Annotated in this window: 19 protein-coding genes; 8 read left to right on the plus strand and 11 right to left on the minus strand. The window is 69.0% G+C overall.

Going from position 1 to position 22,392, the window contains the following annotated elements; translation table 11 throughout:
* Positions 1–63 precede the first annotated feature (63 nt).
* From ASE28_RS08235 to ASE28_RS08245, 3 genes are all read left to right on the plus strand, one after another.
* Positions 64–1,032, plus strand: coding sequence for a YafY family protein (locus ASE28_RS08235; protein WP_057266100.1), 969 nt, complete (start codon positions 64–66; stop codon positions 1,030–1,032).
* A gap of 133 nt (positions 1,033–1,165) precedes the next feature.
* Positions 1,166–2,482 (plus strand): hypothetical protein, encoded by a 1,317-nt coding sequence (locus ASE28_RS08240; RefSeq protein ID WP_157421914.1) that lies wholly within the window; start codon positions 1,166–1,168, stop codon positions 2,480–2,482.
* A gap of 16 nt (positions 2,483–2,498) precedes the next feature.
* On the plus strand, positions 2,499–3,143 hold the full coding sequence (locus ASE28_RS08245) for an SMI1/KNR4 family protein (protein ID WP_057266101.1): 645 nt from the start codon (positions 2,499–2,501) through the stop codon (positions 3,141–3,143).
* Between the two features lie 16 nt (positions 3,144–3,159).
* On the opposite strand, the gene ASE28_RS08250 is transcribed toward ASE28_RS08245, so the two are convergent.
* Genes ASE28_RS08250 through ASE28_RS08270 form a run of 5 tightly spaced genes read right to left on the minus strand, consistent with a single transcriptional unit; the run spans position 3,160 to position 7,430 of the window.
* Positions 3,160–3,696 (minus strand): TIGR00725 family protein, encoded by a 537-nt coding sequence (locus ASE28_RS08250; RefSeq protein WP_057266103.1) that lies wholly within the window; start codon positions 3,694–3,696, stop codon positions 3,160–3,162.
* Positions 3,683–4,495 carry an ABC transporter permease gene (locus tag ASE28_RS08255; RefSeq protein ID WP_057266105.1) on the minus strand — a complete coding sequence of 271 codons (813 nt, stop codon included), beginning with the start codon at positions 4,493–4,495 and terminating at the stop codon, positions 3,683–3,685. Before ASE28_RS08255 ends, ASE28_RS08250 begins: the two co-directional genes overlap by 14 nt.
* Before the next feature lie 10 nt (positions 4,496–4,505).
* Positions 4,506–5,597: an extracellular solute-binding protein gene (locus ASE28_RS08260; RefSeq protein WP_057266107.1), complete on the minus strand. Its 1,092-nt coding sequence runs from the start codon at positions 5,595–5,597 to the stop codon at positions 4,506–4,508.
* 40 nt (positions 5,598–5,637) lie between these two features.
* Complete coding sequence (locus ASE28_RS08265) at positions 5,638–6,666, minus strand: ABC transporter ATP-binding protein (protein ID WP_057266109.1); 1,029 nt, start codon at positions 6,664–6,666, stop codon at positions 5,638–5,640.
* Positions 6,663–7,430, minus strand: a complete 768-nt coding sequence (locus ASE28_RS08270; protein WP_057266111.1) for an ABC transporter permease — start codon at positions 7,428–7,430, stop codon at positions 6,663–6,665. Before ASE28_RS08270 ends, ASE28_RS08265 begins: the two co-directional genes overlap by 4 nt.
* A gap of 181 nt (positions 7,431–7,611) precedes the next feature.
* Between ASE28_RS08270 and ASE28_RS08275 the strand changes: the two genes are divergently transcribed.
* Complete coding sequence (locus ASE28_RS08275) at positions 7,612–8,523, plus strand: LysR substrate-binding domain-containing protein (protein ID WP_057201221.1); 912 nt, start codon at positions 7,612–7,614, stop codon at positions 8,521–8,523.
* 63 nt (positions 8,524–8,586) lie between these two features.
* Positions 8,587–8,985, plus strand: coding sequence for a hypothetical protein (locus tag ASE28_RS08280; RefSeq protein WP_057266113.1), 399 nt, complete (start codon positions 8,587–8,589; stop codon positions 8,983–8,985).
* 20 nt (positions 8,986–9,005) lie between these two features.
* On the opposite strand, the gene ASE28_RS08285 is transcribed toward ASE28_RS08280, so the two are convergent.
* From ASE28_RS08285 to ASE28_RS08310, 6 genes are all read right to left on the minus strand, one after another.
* Positions 9,006–10,460: an efflux transporter outer membrane subunit gene (locus ASE28_RS08285; protein WP_057266116.1), complete on the minus strand. Its 1,455-nt coding sequence runs from the start codon at positions 10,458–10,460 to the stop codon at positions 9,006–9,008.
* On the minus strand, positions 10,460–13,597 hold the full coding sequence (locus tag ASE28_RS08290) for an efflux RND transporter permease subunit (protein ID WP_057266118.1): 3,138 nt from the start codon (positions 13,595–13,597) through the stop codon (positions 10,460–10,462). The genes ASE28_RS08285 and ASE28_RS08290 overlap by 1 nt, the downstream gene beginning before the upstream one ends.
* A gap of 27 nt (positions 13,598–13,624) precedes the next feature.
* Positions 13,625–16,768 (minus strand): MdtB/MuxB family multidrug efflux RND transporter permease subunit, encoded by a 3,144-nt coding sequence (locus ASE28_RS08295; protein WP_057266120.1) that lies wholly within the window; start codon positions 16,766–16,768, stop codon positions 13,625–13,627.
* A gap of 36 nt (positions 16,769–16,804) precedes the next feature.
* Positions 16,805–18,583, minus strand: a complete 1,779-nt coding sequence (locus ASE28_RS08300) for an MdtA/MuxA family multidrug efflux RND transporter periplasmic adaptor subunit (RefSeq protein WP_057266121.1) — start codon at positions 18,581–18,583, stop codon at positions 16,805–16,807.
* Between the two features lie 135 nt (positions 18,584–18,718).
* Complete coding sequence (locus ASE28_RS08305) at positions 18,719–19,351, minus strand: LysE family translocator (RefSeq protein ID WP_057266123.1); 633 nt, start codon at positions 19,349–19,351, stop codon at positions 18,719–18,721.
* 80 nt (positions 19,352–19,431) lie between these two features.
* Positions 19,432–20,070, minus strand: coding sequence for an ATP-binding cassette domain-containing protein (locus ASE28_RS08310; protein ID WP_057266125.1), 639 nt, complete (start codon positions 20,068–20,070; stop codon positions 19,432–19,434).
* A gap of 98 nt (positions 20,071–20,168) precedes the next feature.
* Here ASE28_RS08310 and ASE28_RS08315 point away from each other — a divergent pair, with 98 nt between their 5' ends.
* From ASE28_RS08315 to ASE28_RS32580, 3 genes are all read left to right on the plus strand, one after another.
* Positions 20,169–20,537, plus strand: coding sequence for a hypothetical protein (locus ASE28_RS08315; RefSeq protein ID WP_057266127.1), 369 nt, complete (start codon positions 20,169–20,171; stop codon positions 20,535–20,537).
* Positions 20,538–21,082: 545 nt separating this feature from the next.
* A complete protein-coding gene (locus tag ASE28_RS08320; protein WP_057201374.1) occupies positions 21,083–21,991 on the plus strand; it encodes a transglutaminase family protein in 909 nt (302 codons plus the stop codon).
* Positions 21,992–22,100: 109 nt separating this feature from the next.
* Entirely contained in the window at positions 22,101–22,271 is a 171-nt protein-coding gene (locus ASE28_RS32580) for a hypothetical protein (RefSeq protein ID WP_164470704.1), read from the plus strand.
* The last annotated feature ends 121 nt before the right edge of the window (positions 22,272–22,392 follow it).

Genomic DNA, 22,392 nt, shown 5'->3' on the forward strand with positions numbered 1-22,392 from the left:
TGGATGCAATGTAGGATCCATTGAGGACAGATTCCGCCCTCGATTCGACGTACATTCATTTCCATGCTGTCCTCGTCTTCCCGCCTGCTGCGCGTGCTCTCTCTGCTGCAGACCCGCAGCCACTGGGCCGGTGCCGAACTGGCCGAGCGCCTGGAGATCCACCCGCGCACCGTGCGCCGCGACATCGACCGGCTGCGCGAGCTGGGCTACCCCATCCACGCCAGCAGCGGCGTGGCCGGCGGCTATGCCTTTCGCGCCGGCCAGGCATTGCCGCCGCTGCTGCTCGACGACGAGGAGGCCCTGGCCGTGGCGATTGCCCTGCGCCTGGCCACGGCCGGCACCGTGGGCGGGGTGGAGGAAAGCTCGCTGCGCGCCATGGTCAAGCTCGAACAGGTCATGCCCGCGCGCCTGCGCAAGCGCATCGATGCGCTGCGCTCGGCCATCCTGCCCACCGAGCATGTGGGCCCCACGGTGCACGCCGCTGCGCTCTCGGTGCTGGCCACGGCCTGCCGCGACCAGCTGCGCGTGGACTTCGCCTACCTGGACGCCAAGGGCCAGGCCAGCCAGCGCAGCGTGGAGCCGCAGGGCCTGGTGCACAGCGGCCAGCGCTGGTACCTGGTGGCCTGGGACCCGGCGCGCAGCGACTGGCGCACCTTCCGCATCGACCGCATGGCCGGCGATGCGGTGGCGGGGGCCCACTTCTCCCCCCGCGCCGGCCCGGACGGGGGCGACCTGCGCGCCTATGTGTCGCGCTCGGTGGCGCTGACGCAGTACCCGCAGCAGGCGCGCATCATCCTGCACCAGCCGCACGCCGCCATGGCGCGGCGCATACCACCATCGGCCGGCGTGCTCGAAGTGCTGGACGCCGAGCGCTGCGTGCTGGCCTGCGGCGCCCACCAGCAAAGCACGCTGGTGCACTGGCTGCTGGCGCTGGACGTGGAGTTCGAGGTGCTGGAGCCGGAGAGCCTGCGCGACCTGCTGCAGGCCGCCACCGAGCGCGTGGCGCGCGGCCTGGCGCGCGGGCGCACCTGAGCAGGAGCCCGTTTTTTCTGGGCATTTTTCACGCCCACGCCGCCCTTTTGCAGATGACCGGTCAGGGTTTGCAGTCCGCGCCCTGTGCGTCTGGCACCATGGTCTTTCCATTCACCGAACTGCCAACGAACCCATGGATTTCGATTCTGTCCTGCCCCTGCTCCAGCGTATCTATGCCTCGGCCAACATGGGCATCGACGACAACGGCCAGACGTTCCACCGCATTCCCGACACCGTGACGGCCCAAGAGCGCCAGCAGCTGGCCGATGCTGGCTGGGAGCCCAACGACCAAGTGCAGCTGCCGCACGACGCGGCCACGCAGCGCTTGCGCAGCCTGGCCGCGCAGGTGGACCTGCGGCGCGCGGCCGACGCCTTCGTGTCCTCTCTGGGATCAGGCGGGCTGCACTGGCAGGCCGTGCTGCCATCGGTGGCCCTGGGCCTGGCGATGCCGGAGCATGCGATGCAGCCCATGGGCCAGCAAGGAGATCGCTGCGCCACCTGCTTTCACACCACATCGGCCAAGGACCGCACCCTGCTGGCCTACTTCCGCAGCATCGAAGGCTCGGGCTGGAGCGACGAGGACGGCCCGCTGGGTGCCGTGCTGGCCCTTGAAGACGCAGTGAAGCTACCGCAGGAGCTTTGGCCCCGCCCCACGCCGCGCGACGTCTGGCTGCTGCACCACCTGCTGGACCTGCTGCGCGCCCTGCCCCCAGCCACCCGCTACAGCCAGGCACGCAAAAGCCTCCAGGAGACGAAACTGCTGCGGCCGCACAAGCCCCAGCGCTACGCATCACTGCTCGAAGCGCTGGCTTTCATGGGGGTGCTGGAGACGCCCGAACGCCCCGGCCTGTTCACCCGCTTCACCACAGCGCGCGAACGCGACCAGCGACCCAGCGTGCGCGTGGAAGTGCCCGCGCCGCTGGCCTGGTGGTCGGCGGGCGATGGCACCAACGGCGCCCTGCTGCAGCGCCTGTTCGGCCACCTGGAACGCCCTGAAGGGGAACCCGCTGCCCCACCCCCACCACCCCGTGCCAGGCCTGCGGCGCAACCCCCCGGTGTGGCCAGGGCGCCCCGCGCCCTGCCGGGCCCGCTGGCCGCAGGGGACGTGTATGCCGTGCGCTTTCGCGAAGACCTCTGGGGCGCCGCCTACTGCCACGAGGTGACGCCCGATGCGCGCGGCATCCTGCGCGGCCGCATGGAGTACCTGGACATCCTCTCGCCCATACCGCCCACCGCCGACGCCGTGGCCGGCCGGGGCTTTCGTGACCGCACGCACGACGGCAGCCGCTGGCAGACCTGGTGCGCCGGGCTGGACAAGACCACCGGCGTGAAACGCATCGCCGCGCAGGTGCCCGCGCCGCCCCATGCGCAGCCGACGCCCGACCGATTGCCCGTGGGCTCCGCCAAGGACCTCAGGCACCTGGCGGCGTGGAACTTTCCACAGCTGTGAACGTACGATACGCACCATGACCACCCTGCCCTACCCGGAACTCTTCGCCATGCTCGGGCGCCGCCTGGCCGCGCAGGACGCCGTGCCGCCGCAGGCCATCGACAAGGCCGAGGCCGGCCTGCAGGTCACCGTGCCGGACGCACTGCGCGATTTCTACCTGCAGGCCGGCAATGCGCGCGACTTCACCGCCGTGTACGACCAGTTCCTGGCACCGTCGGAATGGGCTGTGCAGGACGGCAGGCTGATCTTCGTGGAAGAAAACCAGGACGTGGTGCGATACGGCGTGGACTGCAGCGCCGATGCCCCGGCCGACCCGCCCGTATGGATAGCGACCACCGGCGCCACGCTGGAGTGGCATGCGGCCAGCGACACCTGCTCTGGCTTCATCGCCGCCATGCTGGCGTGGCAGGCCGCCTTTGGCGAAGCCCTGCCCTTCACGGGCTCGGGCCTGGCAACGCCCGACGCAGCGGCGGCGCTCGCAGGCGGCGACTGGCACCACCTGGGCACGGTCAACGGGATGAGCGCCTACCTGCGGCCGGGCCAGGCCGTGTGCCAGGTGGAGTGGGACGACGGTGTGCGCCTTTTCGTGGGCACGCTGACGGATGAATCCTTCTGGGCGCTGGAGGACCTGCTCGGTGTGGAGCTGGAGGCCCACGACTGAAGCGCGCGCGCCCGCTTCAAGCAAGCAGGCAGGCCAGCACCCTGGCCAGCATGTCGTTCACGTCGCTGACCAGCACCGCACCGGGCAACTCCACGCCACCGTACAGCACGAAAACCGGCTTACCCCACTTGAGGCCCATGGCCATCTCGGACAGGGTGCCCATGTTGCTGCCGATGGCCACCAGGCAGACTCCGGCGCGCGCGATGATGGCATTGCGCATCTCCCCCATGCCGGTGGGCACCGCCACGCTCAGCCACTCGTTGGCCTGGGAGTCATCGTCTTCGGGCAGGATGCCCACGGCAATTCCCCCGGCCTCGGTCGCCCCGCGCGATGCGGCGGCCATGACACCACCGCGCCCGCCGCAGATCACTGCCATGCCCGCGCCTGCCAGCGCATGCGCCACGGCGTAGGCGGCTGCGCACTCGGCCTCGTCGGCATCGCCGGGCCCGATCACGGCCACCGGCTGGCGGTGGCGCCCCGGCCCCTTCTGCTTCAGGGCCAGGTGCTGCAGCGCCTGCACCACCGGCGCCGGCCAGGTTTCAATGGCCTGCATTGCGTTCGCGCCTTCGCGTAAAGACATCACCCACTCCCATCACCACCACACACACGACCATCAGCACCAGCGACAAGGCCGCCGCCACCGCGAAATCCGACCCGCCATCGCTGACCTGTGCCAGCAGCATCAGCGGCAGAATGTTGAGCTGCGTGCCCACCAGCGCCAGCGCCGTGCCATAGGTGCCCATGGCGATTGCGGCCACCATGCAGGCGTTGGACAGCACCGAGGGCAGCACCTCGGGCACCACCGTGTCCCAGAAGGCCCGTGCGCGCGATGCACCCAGCGTGCGCGCGGCCTGCGCCGGGCGCAGGTCGAGGTTGGCGAACACCGGGTACAGCGACAGCGCCACGCGCGGGATCAGGTAGTAGGCATAGGCCACGCCCAGGCCCGAGACGCTGTAGATCCAGCTGCCGATGACGGCCGGATCGCCGCCCAGCCCCGCCAGCAACTGTGTGACGAAGCCCGCGCGCCCGAAGGCCAGGATGAAGCCGTAGGCGATCACCAGCCCCGAGAAGGCCAGCGGCAGGCCCAGCAAGGTCATCATCCACTGGCGCCGCGATGGGCTCTGGCGTGCCAGCTCGATGGCGATGCAGGCGCCCACCAGCGCCGACACCGCGCCCGCCGCCAGCCCCAGCGCCAGCGTGCTGCGCAGCGCACCGGGGAACAGCGGGTTGCCGAACAGGCGCGCAAAGGCGCTGCCGCCATCGCCAAACGCCTCGGGCAGCAGGGCCGCCAGCGGCACCGCGAAAAAGAGCGCCATGAAGGCCCATGCGGGCCAGGCACCGAAACGTCGCATGCTGGCAAGCCTACTTGTTGCCCAGGGCCGCCTGGGCCCACAGGCGGTCGACCTCGGCCTTGCGCTCGGAGGCCTTGACCACGTCGAGCGGGCGGATCTGCGGCGCGGCCGGCATCTTCGCGGCCACGTCGGCAGACAGCGGCGTGCCGGGCACAGCAGGGCGCACGAAGCCCTGCGCGAACAGCGTCTGCCCGGCCTCGCTCATGATGAAGTTGAGCCAGAGCTTGCCGGCATTGGGGTTGGGGCCGTTCTTCACCAGGCTGATGGCATAGGGCGCGGCCACGCTGGCCTCCTTGGGGATCACCACCTCGACCGCATCGCCCATGCCGTCCACATGCTTGGCCTTGAGGCCGTCGTTCTCGTAGCTGATCCAGATGGGGATTTCGCCCTTCAGGAACTTGGCATAGGGCGTGGTGCCCTCCACGCGCAGCACGTTGCCGGCGGCATGCAGCTTGCCCAGGTAGTCGGTGCCGGGCTGCACGTTGTCCACGCTGCCGCCGTTGGCGTAGGCCGCGGCAAAGGTCAGCACCTGGCCGATGCCGGTGGAGCGCGGGTCCAGGTAGACCACGGTGTTCTTGAACTCGGGCTTGAGCAGGTCGGCCCAGCCGGTGGGCACGTTCTTCACCAGCTTCTTGTTCACCAGGAAGGCGATGTTGAGCGTGTGGATGGTGAACCAGCGGCCCTCGGCCTCGCGGAACACGGGGGGCAGCTTGTCGAAGTTGACGGGCTTGAAGGGGGCGACCACGTCCTTCTTCGCCGCGTCCACGGCCGACGCTGCGAAGTAGTAGGCGGTGTCGGCCTGCGGGCGGCGGCGGGTCTTTTCCAGCGCCACCACGGTGGCGGCGGAACCGATGTCGTTGTAGGTCAGCTCGATCTCGGGGTAGCGCTTCTTGAAGTCGCGGAACAGCGACTTCCAGTTGGCCCACTCGGGGCCCGTGTCGAACGAGACGCACAGCCCTTCCTTCTGCGCCTCGGCGTACAGGGCCTTCTCGCCCGCATAGAGCTCGGGGCCGTCGAAGGCGAAGGCGGTGCGGGCGGCAAGCGTTGCGAATGACAGTACTGGCAATGCGCCGGCGGCCTGGATCAGTTGTCTGCGTTGCATGGTGGCTCCTCGGTGGGATGGGTTGGGTGAGGGAAGAAACTCAGTCGTCAAGAAGGCGGATGTGCTCGGGCGCGATGGCGATGGCTTGAACCGCAGGCACGGGGGACTCGGCCAGGAAAGGCTTGGCCGCACCGGGCACCTCGAAGTCGTAGCGCGTGAGCGCGCCCAGGTAGCGCTGTGCACCAGTGCGCCCGGCCAGGCGGTTCACGCTACCCGGCGGCGGGTCGGGCTCGATATGCTCGGGCCGCACCAGCACATGCACCTCGGCGCCCGCAGCGCGGGTGCCCGTGTCGGCCGCCAGTTCGGCAAACCCCAGATCGAGCCGCCCGGGCGATGCCACTTTGGCAGGCAGGATGGTGGATAGGCCAACGAACTCGGCCACCGCGCGGCTGGCGGGCTGCTCGTAGATCTGGCGCGGGGTGGCGATCTGCAGCAGCCGGCCGTCCTTGAGCATGGCCACGCGGTCGGCCATGACCAGCGCCTCTTCCTGGTCGTGCGTGACCAGCAGCGTGGTGGCGCCAAAGCGCTGCTGGATGGCGCGGATCTCGTCGCGCAGGTGGCCACGCACACTGGCGTCGAGCGCCGACAGCGGCTCGTCCAGCAGCAGGGCCAGCGGGTCGATGGCCAGCGCCCGCGCCAATGCCACCCGCTGCTGCTGCCCGCCCGAGAGCTGGGCAACGCTGCGCTGCGCGTAGCTGCCCAGGCCCACGATGTCGAGCAGTTCCTGCGCGCGCCGGTGGCGCTCGGCCACGCCCACCTTGCGCAGCTTGAGGCCGTAGGCCACGTTGTCGAGCACCGACAGGTGCGGGAACAGGGCATAGCTCTGGAACACCATGCCCATGCGGCGCTCGTGCACCGGTGTGCGCGACATGTCCTTGCCATCGAAGGTGATGTGGCCCGTGTGGCCGGTGGTGAGCCCCGACACCAGCTGGAGCAGCGTGGATTTGCCCGAGCCGCTGGGCCCGATCACCGCCACCAGTTCGCCGGTGCGCACATCCAGGGAGACCTCGTGCAGGCCGTGCGTGCTGCCGGGATAGTGGTAGCTGACGTTGTCGAGGACGAGGCTCATGGGCGGGCTTTGACGAGGGTTGAGGACAGCAGGGCCGATGCACCCGCCAGACCCAGCAGGATCACCGTGGCGGCACAGGCAAAGCCCGTGGCGCCATAGAACGCCTGCAGCAGCACGACGGGGTAGGTGCGGTTCTGAAAGCTGGTGAGCAGGTTGGACACGCCGAACTCGCCGACCGAGATGGCGGCCACCATCACCAGGCCGCTGAGCAGGCTCTGGCGCAGGCTGGGCAGCACGATGCCGGTGAACTGCTGCCAGCCCGAGGCGCCCAGCGTGGCTGCGGCCTGTTCGAGCCGGCCAAGGTCCAGGTGGCGCAGATCGGTCAGCAGCGTGTTGGTGAGGTAGGGCAGCGTGAGAATGGCGTGCGCCGCGATGAGCAGCGGCATGGAGCCTAGCCAGGGCGCAAGATCGGTGTTGAACACCACCATGTAGCCAAAAGCCAGGGTGATGGCCGGCACGGCCACCGGCATGGCGCTCACGATGCGCGCCGCCATGCCGCCGCTGCGGCGCGCGCCGTGGTACAGGGCATAGGCCAGGGGCAGCGCCAGCACGGTGTTGATGGCGCAGGCCGCCATGGCCACCACCAGGCTGCTCACGAAGGCCTTGCGGAACGAGGTGTCCTGCCAGAGGTCGAGGTACCACTGGCCCGTGGTGCCCGTGGGCAGCAGCGTGTTGGTCCAGTTGCCGCCCACGCTGCCGAGCATGAGCAGCGCGATGGGCAGCAGCAGGTACAGGCCGTAGATGAGGGAAATGCCGCGGACCACGTTGTTGTCTCCAATGTCAGAATCACCGGCATACTTTCCGGATGCGCTACTGTCCGCCACAAGGCATGCCGCAGCACTGGCCAAATTCTAGGGAGAGACCACCCCATGATGGGTGAAACCTGGATGAGGACAGCTGAGCAATTGGAAAACGTTTTTCACACAGCTTTCACCAAACCCGGATATGAAACGCGACTGCCCGACCATCCAGGAACTGCTGGCCTTCGACGCCGTGGCCCGGCACCAGAGCATCACCCTGGCCTCGGGCGCACTGTGCATCACGGCCAGCGCCGTGAGCAAGCAGGTGGCAGGGCTGGAAGCCTTTCTGGGCCGCCAACTGCTGCAGAAGAACGGCCGCGGGGTGGAGCTCACACCGCAAGGGCGGGTGTACTGGCAGAAGATCTCGGGCGGCCTGCGCGCCATCGAGGCCGCCACCTTCGAGGCCCGCTCGGGCGATGCAGGTGCAGGCCTGCTCACGCTGGCCAGCGTACCCACCTTCCTCACCAAGTGGCTGATCCCGCGCCTGCCGGACTTCAGCCAGAAAAGCCGCCACGTGATGCTCAGCTTCAGCCGCCACCTGGAGCCCAGCGACGGCATACCGGCCGGTGTGGACGCCGCCATCCGCTACGGCCCCGACGGCTGGCCGGGCGTGGTGTCCGAATACATCGCAGGGCGCGAGTTCGTGCTCATCGTGGCGCGCAGCCTGGTCGCGGGGCGCCACCGCATCGCCCAGCCTGCGGACATCCTGGGCCACACCCTGCTGCACCACGAGGGCGCGCCCACGGCCTGGCGACAATGGGCCGCGCAGCATGGCGTGCCCGAGGTGCAGACCCTCGCGGGCCCGCGCTTCGCCCAGTATTCGGCGCTGATCCAGGCCGCGCTCAACGGCCTGGGCATCGGGCTGGTGCCGGCCCTGCTGGTGCAAAAGGAGTTTGCCGAGGGCTCGCTGCTCGCCCCCTGCGGCAGCGCCATTCGCGTGGACCAGGGCCACTACCTGTGCTACCGGCCCGACCGGCTGGACCTGCCGGCGTTTGCGGCGTTCCGCGAATGGCTGCTGGCCGAAGGCGCGCAGTCGCGTGGCGGGGCTGCAGAATGAGCCCGGCCCACCCGTCCGGCCCGTTTGCCGCCGGACACCCATCGCACAACAGGAAGACGTCGCATGCCCGCCACCACTGACCTGCATCACCAGATCCGGCAATTCTTCGATGACTTCGTTGTGGCCTTCGCCACGTTCGACGGTTTCCTCGTGGCCCAGCGCTATGCCGAGCCCTGCATCTCACTGGATGCCCAGGGGGCGCTGCGGTCCTTCCACAGCGGGCAGGAGATTGCCGGCTACTTCCAGTCCGTACTCACCACGTACCATGGAGAAGGCTGCCGGTCGTGCCGGTACCGCGATCTGGAGGTGGTGTCCATGGGTGCACTCAGCGTGCTGGCGACCGTCTCCTGGGAGATCTTGCGCTCCGATGGCAGCGTGGTCAGTGGCTGGCGCGAGTCCTACAACCTGCTGCACAGCGACCAGGGCTGGAGGGTGTTCGCGTCCACGGACCATGCGGGTTGACCTGACCGCAGGCGGCCCCCTCAACGCGCCAGCGGCTCCCAGTTGCCCGCCACGTTCTTGAGCAGCATGTTCACAGCTGCCAGGCGGCGGTTCTTCACGTCGATCAGGCTGCGCTGCGACGAGAGCACCGAGGCCTGGGCCGTGATCACGTTGAGGAAGCCCACGGTGCCCGCGCGGTACTGGTTGTTCACCACATCGAGGGCGCGCTGGGCGGCGGCCAGGGCCTCGGTCTGCAGCTGCTGCTCCTGCGCCAGGGCGGTGGCAGCCGTGAGGTTGTCCTCCACCTCCTGCAGCGCCGTCAGCACCGTCTGGCGGTAACTCGCAGCGGCCTGGTCGTTGCTGGCGCGGGCCGATTCCACGGCGGCAGTGCGCGCACCGCCATCGAACAGCGAGACGGCCAGCGCCGGGCCCAGCGACCAGAACAGGTTGGGCGCACTCAGCAGGTTGGACAGCTCCAAACCCCGGTACCCGGCCGAGCCCGAGAGCGTGAGCGCCGGGAAGAAGGCCGCGCGCGCCACGCCGATCTGGGCATTGGCAGCAGCCACGCGGCGCTCGGCGGCGGCGATGTCGGGGCGGCGCTCCAGCAGTTGCGAGGGCAGTTGCGCGGGCACGGGCGGCGGGGCTGGCAGCTCGGCCGTGGCCGGCAGGCTGAAGGCGGCGGGCGCCTGGCCCACCAGGGCGGCGAGCGCATGCTCGAGCTGGGTGCGGTTGGTCTCGGATTCGAGCAGCTGCACCTGGGTGTTCTTGTACTGCGCCTCGGCCTGGGCCACGTCGGCCAGCGATGCCACGCCGGCCGCCTGGCGGTTGCGCGTGAGCTCCCAGCTGCGGTCATAGGCATCGAGCGTTTCGCGCAGCAGCCGGGCCTGGGCCTCGGCGGCGCGCAGCGAAAAATAGGTCTGCGCCACCGTGGCCTGCACCGACAGGCGCATGGCGGCCAGGTCGTCGGCGCTGGCCTGGGCGCTGGCGCGGGCGGCATCCACCGTGCCCGAGATGCGGCCCCAGAGGTCGAGTTCCCAGCTCGCATTCAGGCCCAGCGAATGGCTGGTGCTGATGCGCGCATTGCTGCTGCCGTCGGCCTGCAGCGTGCTGCCGCTGCGCGAGCGCGAACTGCTGGCGCTGGCGCCCAGGCTGGGCAGCAGGCTGGCGCTGCTGCTGGCCACCGCCGCCTGGGCGCCACGCAGGCGCGCCACGCTCAGCGCGATGTTCTGGTTGCCAGCGGCGGCCTGCTGCTGCAGCACATCCAGCGTGGCATCGCCATACAGCGACCACCATGCGGGGGGCAAGGTCTGGTCACCACCGGGCTGGGCGGGCTGCCACAGGCCCTGGGCGGCAGCGCTGCTTTCCTTGTAGGCCGGCGGGATGTCCATGGCCGGGCGCTCGTAGGCCTGCTGGCTGGCGCAGGCACCCAGCAGGGCCAGCACGGCCAGCGACAGCGCCAGGCGTGCGGGGAACGGGGAAGAAGGGGTCGAAAGCATCAATCGTTTCCTTGAAGCGCCACGGCGGGGCCCGGCGCTGGGCGCTGTCTGCGCCAGCGGCGCGCCGTGCGCAGCACGCGTGCGCGCAGGCGGTCCAGAGCCACGTAGACCACGGGCGTGGTGTAGAGCGTGAGCACCTGGCTGAACAGCAGCCCGCCTACGATGGCGATGCCCAGGGGCTGGCGCAGCTCGGCGCCATCGGCCCGGCCCAGGGCCAGGGGTAGCGCGCCAAAAATGGCTGCCATGGTGGTCATGAGGATGGGGCGCAGGCGCAGGTTGCAGGCGCGGTAGATGGCCTGGGCGGCGCTCACGTGGCCGCCGCGCTGGCGCACCAGCGCGAAGTCGATCATCATGATCGCGTTCTTCTTGACGATGCCGATGAGCAGGATCACCCCGATCAGCGCGATCAGCGAGAACTCGGTCTTGAACAGCATCAGCGCCAGCAGCGCACCCACGCCGGCCGATGGCAGGGTGGAGAGGATGGTGAGCGGGTGCACCAGGTTCTCGTAGAGGATGCCCAGTACCAGGTAGATGGTGATGATGGCCGCCAGGATCAGCAGCGGCTGCCCGGCCAGCGCATCCTGGAAGGCCCCGGCCGTGCCGCCGAAGATGCCGCGTATGCCCACGGGCACGCCCAGCTCGGACACCGCGTTGTGCACCGCGTCGGTGGCCTGCGACAGCGAAATGCCCGGCGCCAGGCTGAAGCTCACCGTGCTGGCCGGCGTGCCCCGGTCGTGGCTGACCGACAGCGGCGTATTGGTCTGCGTGATGCGCGCAAAGGCCGTGAGCGGTATCTGCTGGCCCAGGTTGTTCACGAAGAAGAAGCTGCGCAGCGTCTCGGGGTCCTGCAGGTACTGGGGCGCGGCCTCCATCACCACGCGGTACTGGTTGAGCGGGTTGTAGATCACGCCCACCTGGCGCTGGCCGAAGGCGTCGTTGAGCGTGGCGTCGATGGTGGCCACCGACAGGCCCGTGCGCGTGGCGGCGTCGCGGTCGATCACCAGCGTGGTCTGCAGGCCGTAGTCCTGCACGTCGCTGTTCACGTCCTCCAGCTCGGGCAGCTGCGACAGGGCCTGGCGGATGCGCGGCTCCCAGGTGCGCAGCTCGGCGATGTCGTCGGCCTGCAGCGTGTAGTCGAACGAGGCGCTGCTCTGCCGCCCGCCGATGCGGATGTCGCGCTGGGGGGTCATGAACAGGCGCGCGCCGGGCTCGTTCTTGAGCTGCTCGCGCAGCCGCGCGATCACTGCGTCCGAGCTCTCCTGCCCCGGCCCGCGCTTGAGCGACATGAACATCTGCGCCGCATTGCGCTGCCAGCCGCCCGTGAAGCCGGTGACATGCTCCACCGCCGGGTCGGCCTGCACGATGGCCAGAAAGCGCTGCAGCCGCTGCTCCATGGCCTGGAACGAGGTGGACTGGTCGGCCCGGATGAAGCCCGAGATGCGGCCCGTGTCCTGCTCGGGCATGAAGCCCTTGTCGATGGCGGTGTACAGGTAGACGTTGCTGGCCACCACGCCCAGCAGCACCAGCAGCACCACGGGCTGGTGGCGCAGGCACCAGGCCAGGCTGCGGCGATAGGCGCGCAGGCCGCGCTCCTGCAGCCGGTCGACCCAGCGCGAAAAGCGCGCCCAGCGGGACTGGCTGGGCGCCCTGGGCGCGCGGTGCTGCTTGAGCAGCACCGCGCACATCATGGGCGTGGTGGTCAGCGAGACCACCAGCGACACCAGGATGGCCGCCGACATGACGATGGCGAACTCGCGAAAGAACCGGCCCACGATGCCGCCCATGAACAAAATGGGCACGAACACCGCGATCAGCGAGATGCTCATGGACACCACGGTGAAGCCGATTTCGCGCGCGCCGTCGAGCGAGGCCTGCAGCGCCGTCTTGCCGCGCTCCATGTGGCGCATGATGTTCTCGAGCACCACGATGGCGTCGTCCACCACGAAGCCGGTGGCCACGGTGAGCGCCATCAGCGACAGGTTGTCGAGCGTGTAGCCCGCCAGGTACATGATGCCGAAGGTGCCCGCCAGCGACACCGGCACCGCCACGCTGGGGATGAGCGTGGCGCGCGCATTGCGCAGGAACAGAAACACCACCATGATCACCAGCGCCACGGCGATCAGCAGGGCACGCTCCACCTCCTTGACCGAGGCGCGCAGCGTGGGCGTGCGGTCGGAGACGATCTCGATGTCGATGGCCGCCGGGATGGACGCCTTGAGCGCCGGCAGCAGCGCACGCACGCGCTCCACCGCTTCGAGGATGTTGGCGCCGGGCTGCTTGTACACCTGCAGCAGGATGGCCGGCTTGCCATTGGCAACGCCGAAGTTGCGCACGTCCTGCACCGAGTCGGTGACCTGGGCCACGTCGGCCAGGCGGATGGCGTTGCCGTCCTTCCAGCGCAGCACCAGGGGGGCGTAGTCGGCTGCCACGCGGGCCTGGTCGTTGGCCGTGACCTGCCAGTAATGGTCCTCGCGCTCGACCGAGCCGAGCGGGCGATTGGCATTGGTGCTGGTAATGGCCGCACGCACCTGCTCCAGCGAGACGCCGTTGGCCGCCAGGCGCAGCGGGTCGAGCTGCACGCGCACGGCGGGCAATGCGCCGCCGCTGATGGAGGCCTGGCCCACGCCCTCGACCTGCGAGAGCTTTTGCGCCATGACGGTGGAGGCCGCGTCGTACATCTGCCCGCGCGTGAGCGAGCTGGACGTGAGCGCGAGGATCATGATGGGCGAATCGGCCGGGTTCACCTTGCGGTAGGTGGGGTTGCTGGGCATGCCCGTGGGCAGCAGCGTGCGCGATGCATTGATGGCCGCCTGCACGTCGCGCGCGGCGCTGTCCACCGTGCGGCTCAGGTCGAACTGCAGCGTGATGGAGGTGCTGCCCAGCGTGGAGCGCGAGGTGATTTCATTGACGCCCGCGATGGCCCCCAGGGCCCGCTCCAGCGGCGTGGCCACCGTGGCGGCAATGGTGTCGGGGCTGGCCCCGGGCAGGCTGGCCGAGACCGAGATGGTGGGGTAATCGACCTGCGGCAGCGGTGCCACGGGCAGCAGGAAGTACGACACCGCCCCCGCCAGCGCCAGGCCGATGGTGAGCAGCATGGTGGCGATGGGGCGGTGGATGAAAGGGGTGGACAGGCTCACGGCATGCCCCCACCCACCGCAGCAGTTTCAGCCCTGCGCATGGCTCTCCCCCTGCGCCGCGGCCGCCTTGGCCGCGCGCCGTGCGCGCCAGCGCTCGGCCGCGTTCTCGAAGGTCAGGTAGATCACCGGCGTGGTGAACAGCGTGAGCAGCTGGCTCACGATGAGGCCGCCCACCATGGTCACGCCCAGCGGATGCCGCAGCTCGCTGCCCACACCCGTGCCCAGCATCAGCGGCAGGGCACCCAGCAGGGCCGCCAGCGTGGTCATCAGGATCGGGCGAAAGCGCAGCAGGCAGGCCTGGTAGATGGCCTCGCGCGCGCCCATGCCCTGCTCGCGCTGGGCCTCCAGCGCGAAGTCGATCATCATGATCGCGTTCTTCTTGACGATGCCGATCAACAGCACAATGCCGATGATGGCGATGATGTCCACGTCGAGCCCCGTCACCAGCAGCGCCAGCAGCGCGCCCACGCCGGCCGACGGCAGGGTGGAGAGGATGGTGATCGGGTGGATGGTGCTTTCGTAAAGCACGCCGAGCACGATGTACATGGTGACCACCGCCGCCAGGATGAGCAACAGCGTGTTCGACAGCGAAGCCTGAAAGGCCAGCGCAGCGCCCTGGAAGCTGGTCTCCACCGAAAGCGGCAGCAGCCCCGCTTCCTTGGCGGCGGCCTGCTCGGCCTGGATGGCCTTGACCGCATCGCCCAGCGCCACGCCGGGCGCGGTGTTGAACGAAATGGTGGCCGCGGGCAGCTGGCCCACGTGGTTCACGCCCAGGGCCATGGGCCGCTCCTCGATGCGCGCCACGGTGGACAGCGCCACCGGCTTGCCGGCCGTGGAGGTGACGTAGATGTTGGCCAGCGCCTCGGGGCCCACCTTGAACTGCGGCGCCACCTCCAGCACCACGCGGTACTGGTTGGACTGGGTGAAGATGGTGGAGATGAGGCGCTGGCCGAAGGCGTTGTACAGCGCCGTGTCGATGCCCGACACCGTGACCCCCAGGCGGCTGGCCTGGGCCCGGTCGATCTGCACATAAGCCTGCAGGCCCTGGCTCTGCAGGTCGCTGGCCACGTCGGCCAGCTGCGGCAGGCCGCGCATGCGGCGCACCAGGTCGGCGGTGCTGGCCTGCAACTGCGTGGAATCGGGCGAGGAGACCAGGAGTTGGTACTGCGTGCGCGCCACGCGGTCCTCGATGGTCAGGTCCTGCACCGGCTGGGCATACAGGCGGATGCCGGGCAGGTCGGCCGTGTCGTCGGCCAGGCGGCGCACCACGGTGGACGCCTTGTCGCGCTCGCCATGGGGCTTCAGGTCGATCAGCAGGCGGCCGGTGTTGAGCGTGGTGTTGGCGCCGTCCACGCCGATGAAGGACGAGACGCTCTTGACGGCCGGGTCGCGCAGGATGCGCTCGGCCAGCTGCTGCTGGCGCTCGGCCATGGCGGCGAACGAGATGGATTGGTCGGCCTCGGTCGTGGCCTGCAGCGTGCCCGTGTCCTGCACCGGGAAGAAGCCCTTGGGCACCACCATGTACAGCAGCACCGTGAGCGCCAGCGTGGCGATGAACACGATCCAGGTGAGCCCCTGGTGGCCCAGCACCCAGTTCAGCGCGCGGCCATAGTGCGCGATGGTGCGGTCGAAGAAGCGGCCCGTGGCCTGGTACAGGCGGCCATGGCTTTCCTCGGGCGTGTGGCGCAACAGGCGCGCGCACAGCATGGGCGTGAGCGTGAGCGAGACCACGGCCGAGATCAAAATGGCCACGGCCATGGTGATGGCGAACTCGTGGAACAGCCGGCCCACCACGTCGCCCATGAAGAGCAGCGGGATCAGCACCGCAATCAGCGAGATGGTCAGCGAGATGATGGTGAAGCCGATCTGCTTGGCGCCCTTGAGCGCGGCCTGCAGCGGGGGCTCGCCCTCCTCCACGTAGCGCGCGATGTTCTCGATCATCACGATGGCGTCGTCCACCACGAAGCCGGTGGAGATGGTCAGCGCCATCAGCGTGAGGTTGTTGATCGAGAACCCCGCCATGTACATGACGCCGAAGGTGCCCACCAGCGACAGCGGCACCGCCACGCTGGGGATGAGCGTGGCCGAGGCGCTGCGCAAAAACACGAAGATCACCGCCACCACCAGGCCGATGGCCAGGGCCAGCTCGACCTGCATGTCCTTGACCGAGGAGCGGATGGTGACCGTGCGGTCGGTGAGGATCTGCACGTCCAGCGAGGCCGGCAGTGTGCTCTGCAGCTGCGGCAGCAGGGCCTTGATGCGGTCCACCGTCTCGATCACATTGGCGCCGGGCTGGCGCCGGATGTTGAGGATCACGCCTGCGCGCGCGCCCGTGTCGGGCGTGCCGGCCCAGGCGGCCAGGCGGGTGTTCTCGGCGTCGTCCACCGTGGCGGCCACGTCGCTCAGGCGCACGGGCACGCCATTGCGCAAGGCGATCACCAGGTTCTGGTACTCCTGGGCGGACTGCAACTGGTCATTGGCGTCGATGGTCGAAGCGCGTGCCGGGCCGTCGAAGCCGCCCTTGGCCTGCTTGACGTTGGACGAGGCGATCATGCTGCGCACGTCTTCGAGCGTCATGCCCACCGCCGCCAGCGCCACCGGATTGACCTGGATGCGCACGGCCGGGCGGCGCCCGCCCGCGATGGCCACCAGGCCCACGCCCTTGACCTGCGAGAGCTTGGGCGCCAGGCGGTTCTCCACCAGGTCGTTGACGCGGATCACGGGCAGCGAGGGCGAGGTGATGGCCAGCGTGAGGATGGGGGCGTCCGCCGGGTTCACCTTGCTGTAGATGGGCGGCATGGGCAGGTCGTTCGGCAGCAGGTTGCTGCCGGCGTTGATGGCCGCCTGCACCTGCTGCTCGGCCACGTCCATGGCCATATCCAGCGCAAAGCGCAGGTTGATGACCGAGGCCCCGCCCGAGCTGGTGGAGGACATCTGCGCGAGGCCCGGCATCTGGCCGAACTGGCGCTCCAGCGGCGCGGTGACGTTGGAGGTCATCACGTCGGGGCTCGCACCCGGGTACAGCGTGGTGACCTGGATGGTGGGGTAGTCCACCTCGGGCAGGGCCGAGATGGGCAGCAGCCGGTAGGCCAGCAGGCCTGCGATCAGCAGCGCCACCATCAGCAGCGAGGTGGCGATGGGGCGCAGGATGAAGATGCGCGAAAGGTTCATGGGGACGGTGCCCGCTTCAGGGTGATCGGGGCCGCGTCAGCGCGACGCCGCTGCGCCAGGGGCCGCAATGCCGGCCGCCTGCATCTTGCTGCGGATGAAGGCACGCCGCTCGTCGGGCGCCATGGCCTGCAGCTTCTGGCGCTCCTCGGGGCTCATCTTTTCAAGCAGAGCCCGCACCTCGGGCGACATGCCAGGGCGGCGCTCTCCGTCGGTGGCACCGCCCTCCGCACGCGGACCGCCTTCGGCGCCGGCGCCAGTGCCGACCCGGGGCATTTCGCGTGGTGCACCCTCGGTGGCCCCGCGCGAACCCTCGGCGCCGCGGCCACCAGCAGGGCGCGATGCCGCAGGCGAAGGCCCGGCAGCAGCAGATGCACCGGCAGCTGGCGCTGCGGCCTCGCTACCCACCGTGCCGCTGGCCGCGCCTGCAGGCCCGGCGGCACCGGGCTGGTTGCGCTTGCTGCGCAAGAAGGCGCGGCGCTCCTCCTGCGTCATCTTGGCGAGCTTGTCGCGCTCTTCCTGGGTCAGGTTGCGCATCATGGCCGCGCGGCGGGCGCCGCCATCCTGTGCGGCCTCGTCGGCGCGGGCGGCGGCGCCCGAATCGATCACGGCCACCTTGGCGCCTTCGCGCAGGCGGTCAATGCCGTCGACCACCACCTGGTCGCCGTCCTTGAGCTCACCTTCGACCGCCACCCGGTCGCCGTCGGCCACGCCCACGCGGATGCGCCGCTGCGTCACCGTGCCGTCGGGCTGCACCAGGTAGACGTAGTTGTTCTGGATGGCCGTGCCGGGCACGGTCAGCGCGTTTTCCAGCAGGTTGACCTGCAGGCGCACGTTCACGAACTGGTTGGGGAACAGCGTGCCGTCGTCGTTGGCAAAGCTGGCCTTGACCTTGATGGTGCCGGTGGTGGCGTCGATGGCGTTGTCCAGGGCGCCCAGGCGGCCACGCGCCAGGCGGCGCTTTTGCTCGCGGTCCCACAGCTCCACGGGCAGCTCGGCGCCTTGGGACAGGCGCTGGTTGATCTGCGCCAGGTGCGCCTCGGGCACGGAGAACACCGCGTCGATGGGGCGCACCAGGTTGATGGTGACGATGCCGTTGGCGTCCGAGGGGCCGACCACGTTGCCCCGGTCGGCCTGGCGCAAGCCCAGGCGCCCGGCGATGGGCGCGGTGATGCGGGTGTAGCTCAGCTGCAGCTTGGCGGCATCCACCTGGGCCTGGTCAGCCGCCACGGTGCCTTCGAGCTGTCGCACCTGCGCAGCCTGGGTGTCCACCTGCTGGCTGGCGATGGAGTCCTTGGCCAGCAGGTCCTGGTAACGCTTGAGGTCCAGCTGCGCGTTCTTGAGCAGGGCCTGGTCGCGTGCGAGATTGCCCTGCACCTGGCCCAGCGAGGCCTGGTAACTGCGGGGGTCGATCTCGGCGAGCAACTGGCCGGCCTTGACCTCTTCGCCCTCCTTGAAGCGCAGGCTGGTCAGCTCGCCGCTGACCTTGGCCCGCACCACCGCCGTGGCGCGTGCGCTCATGGTGCCGATGGCGTTGACCTGCACGCGCACGTCCTGGCGCCGCACCACGCCGACCGACACCGGTTGCGTCTGGCCGCCCACGCTGAAACGGGCCGGCCCCCGGCCACCGGGGCCGCCCGGGCCGCCCCGCCCCGCAGGCGCGTCGGCCTGGGCAGGGGCTGCCTGGCGCTGCTTCCACCACAGACCCCCACCCACAGCGGCCGCAATCAGCACCAGCAACAACACCCACCACAGGGCACGCCCCTGCTGGCGCAAGAGGGACCGCGAAGGCACAGACGGGAAACGGAGGGAGGGCATGGTGGGCGTAACAAATGGATTCGTGGCTATGGTAGCCACCCGCCGCGACACTCCAGAGCCCCTGGGCCGGGATTTACCCTGCCTTTACCCTCGCTTTACGGCGTTTTCAAAGCAGAAACCCAGGTGCGGTGCGGGTCAGCGGTTGGTGGCCAGCAGCAGGCCGCCCGCGCCCATGAAGAAGCCACCCGTGGCCTTGTTCAAGCGCACTACGCCGCGCGAAGTGCGGATGAAGCGGCGGATCTGCCGGCCACCTGCGGCGTAGACCGCCGTGGCGACGAACTCGGCCGCCAGGTACACGCTGCCCAATATGAGGAACTGGCGCGCCGCCGGCTGCGCCGGGTCGATGAACTGCGGAAAGATGGCCGCGAACAGGATGATGGCCTTGGGGTTGGTGATGCCCAGCAGGAACTCTTGCGTGATCAGCGACCACAGGCGCACCGGCGCCGCGCTCGCAGCCACCTCGGCCCCGTCCACGACCTCCAGGCCATTGAACTCGCGGCTGCGCCAGGCGCGCCAGCCCAGCCAGAACAGGTAGCAGGCGCCCACCCACTTCACGGCAGTGAAGGCGGCTTCGGACGCCAGCAGCATGGCCCCCAGGCCCACGGCCGATACGGTGAGAAAAATCGCAAACGCCGCCGCCCGCCCGAGGGTGCCCACCAGGGCTGCGCCCACACCGGCACGAATGCCGTTGTTGAGGCCGCAGAAATTGTTGGGGCCGGGCGTCAGGGCGATGGCCACGGCGACGGGGGCGAAAAGAAGGGCGTCCATGGGAATTTCCGGTGAAAACGGCCGCAATGGCGGCACAGACCCCAGTTTAGGGCCTGGGAAACGATCCTGTTCGGCCAGGGTTACCGGTCAGGCAGCGCGATGGTGGCCTGCCAAGGCACACCCACCAGGGCATCGTAGTGGGCCACCACCACGGCACGGTCCGCCTGGGTCGCCATGGCGGCCAGCGCCTGCTGCAGGTACTGCACCGAGGGCTTGTCGAGCCCCGCCACGGGCTCGTCGATCAGCGTCAGCGCCGCGCCCGAGGCCAGGGCCCCGGCCGTCCACACCTTGCGCCGCGTGCCGGTGGACAGCATCAGGAAGCGCTTGTGCAGATGCTCCTGGAGTTCGAAGCCTTCGATGTGTCGGACCAGCGCCGCCGCATCGAACTGCGGGTAGCGGGCGGGCAGCGCCGCCAGCCAGTCCTGCGCCACCTGTTCGCTCAGCGCGTCCGAGCGTGGGTCGCCCTGGAACACCTGGGCGCGGTAGGCGGCAGGTGAGGCATGCAAAGGCACACCCTTGAGCACCAGTTGGCCGGCGCCAGCGACAAGCTCGCCCGCCAACAGGCGCAGAAGGCTGGTCTTTCCACTGCTGTCGGCGCCGAGCACGAGCGTGGTGCCGGCCGGCAATCGGGCGTCCAGGCCCTGGAACAACGGGCATTCGGGGTAGGCAAAGCACAGGCCGTTGATGTGCAGGATGGCATCGGTGCTGGCAGCAGGCATGGAACGCAAGACCTTGGAGAAGCGAAGCCCGCCATTCTAGGAAATGCAGCCCCCTGCTGCGCGACAATGCACGGCCCACCCTGCCCCCACCTCACGCCATGCCCCTGCGCTACCTGGATTTTGACTACAGCGAAGACTTCGAGGGCACCGGCACGTTCGATGCGATGGCTGCAGTATCCCCGGCGCAGGTGGCGGCCCTGCATGCCGAAGTGGCACAGGTGCTGGCCTGGGCACATGCGCAGTTCCCTGGCGGCTGCGGTCCGGCCGACGAGGGCGGCGAATGGGATTACGACCTGGCTTGCGTGCAGGAGGTGGCCACGCCCCTGGATCTGGCATTCGATGACGCCAGCGGCACCATTGCGGTGCAGGCGGGCACGCCCGGCCCGGCGCGCACCACCCTCACCCTGTCGATCAGCGGCAGCAGCATGTTCTGCAGCGCGCTGCGCGAGGCCTTCGGGCTCGACTGAGAGGCTGAGAATCTTTCGTCCATGCCCGCTGTGCACGCCAAAACACCCCGGCTCGTCGTTGCAAATGCTCGCCATAGCCCGAGCTATGACTGTGCTTTGCGCCTAGATCCGGGGCGTCTTGGCGCGCCCCTCGGACACGGTCAAAAAATTCCCAGCCTCTGAGCCAGCGCGGTCTCCGGGGCTCACTGTGTAAAGACGCAGCTGTCAGCGCCGTTGACAACGGCAACAGGCTGTCTGCCTACATACAGCACCCGGGTAAACGCCTATCCTGCAATGGCAGCGGTGTGCAGGGGTTGCCTTGCACTGGCCACGCAAAGCCCAAGGCCAGGCGCACAGCGCCTGACAGAGCTGCACCCACCAGAGAGGCTCACTTCATGCTCGCGCAATCGTCTTCTTCCATGGCCCCGCCCTTCAACCCGATGACGGCGCCCCTGCCCCTTGCTGCGGCCAACGAGTCGCCTGCCAGCGCTGCACCTGCCTCCAGCCAGTTGCTGCAGTCGCAGGGCATGCAGAGCACGCCCATGCAGGCCACGGCTGCGCCGTTCATGGCCAACACCCGGGTGCGCATGGAGCTGGAGATCGAACTCCACTACGAGATCGACCAGTACGGTGCCGACTTCGTGTTCAACATCCACGCCGCGCACACGCCCAGCCAGGCCGTCAGCAACGAGCGCCTGGTCATCAACCAGAACATCCCGCAGCAGATCCACACCGACCCGGCCACCGGCAACCGCTATCTGCGCCTGCATGGCGAGCCCGGGCCGCTGAGCGTTGCGTACTCGGCCACGGTGGACATCACCCACCACCGCACGGACCCCATGCAACTGGCTGAAGTGCCCGTGCGGCGGCTGCCGCAGGAGGTGATGGGCTATATCTACCCCAGCCGCTACTGCCAGTCCGACCGGCTGCTGCGCCTGGCGCTCAATGAGTTCGGCGCCCTGTGGCAGGGCCACAGCCGGGTGCAGGCGATCCGCGACTGGGTGCAAAAGCATGTGGCGTTCACGTCCAACACCTCCAATTCCAACACCTCGGCCGTGGACACCCTGGTCGAGCAGGTGGGGGTTTGCCGCGACTTTGCCCACCTGATGATTTCGCTGTGCCGCGCGATCAATATCCCCGCACGCTTCACCACTGGCACCGACTACGGCGCCGACCCGAACCTGGGCCCGCCTGACTTCCATGCCTACGTGGAGGCCTACCTGGGCGACCGCTGGTACCTGTTCGACCCCTCGGGCACAGCCATCCCCATGGGGCTGATCCGCTTTGGCACCGGGCGCGATGCGGCCGACGTGGCGTTTGCCACCATCTTCGGCGGTGTGCGCGCACAACCGCCTGTGATACGCACCAAGGCCGTGGAGGATGCAGGCCGCGGTTTCGTGCTGCCGCACCACTGCCGCGAGGCGCTCTCCACCGACCACGGGGCGGCATTCGCGACCCGGTTCACCGGCAATTGAGGCATCCAACACCAATCTGTCACCGGTGCTGAAAAGGCTTCATTTTCTGCATCCAGCCCGACCTATGGCCTAATACACGTTTTTCCACCATCTTTTCCAGAGAATTCCCATGGGCAACAAGATCGTCACCGAAGCAGACCGCAAGCGCACCCCCCGCCCTACGCCAGTGCCCGGCTACAACCTGGCCACCCCAGGTCGCGGCCAGCGCGTGAGCCTGGAGCGCGGCGTCGCCACGCGCAGCAAGAAGAACCCTGGCAAGCGCTCCAAGAAGGGCGGCTGATCGCCAGATCGCCACGGGCAGGCTGCGGCCGGCCCCTGCAAAAAAGCCCTCGCGAGAGGTAATGCCGTTCACTTAAAGCGAACTTGCCTGATTGGATAGCGCGCAGGCGGCTTTTTCACCA

The sequence above is a fragment of the Acidovorax sp. Root219 genome, assembly GCF_001428665.1.
In the GTDB taxonomy this organism is placed as follows: domain Bacteria; phylum Pseudomonadota; class Gammaproteobacteria; order Burkholderiales; family Burkholderiaceae_C; genus Acidovorax.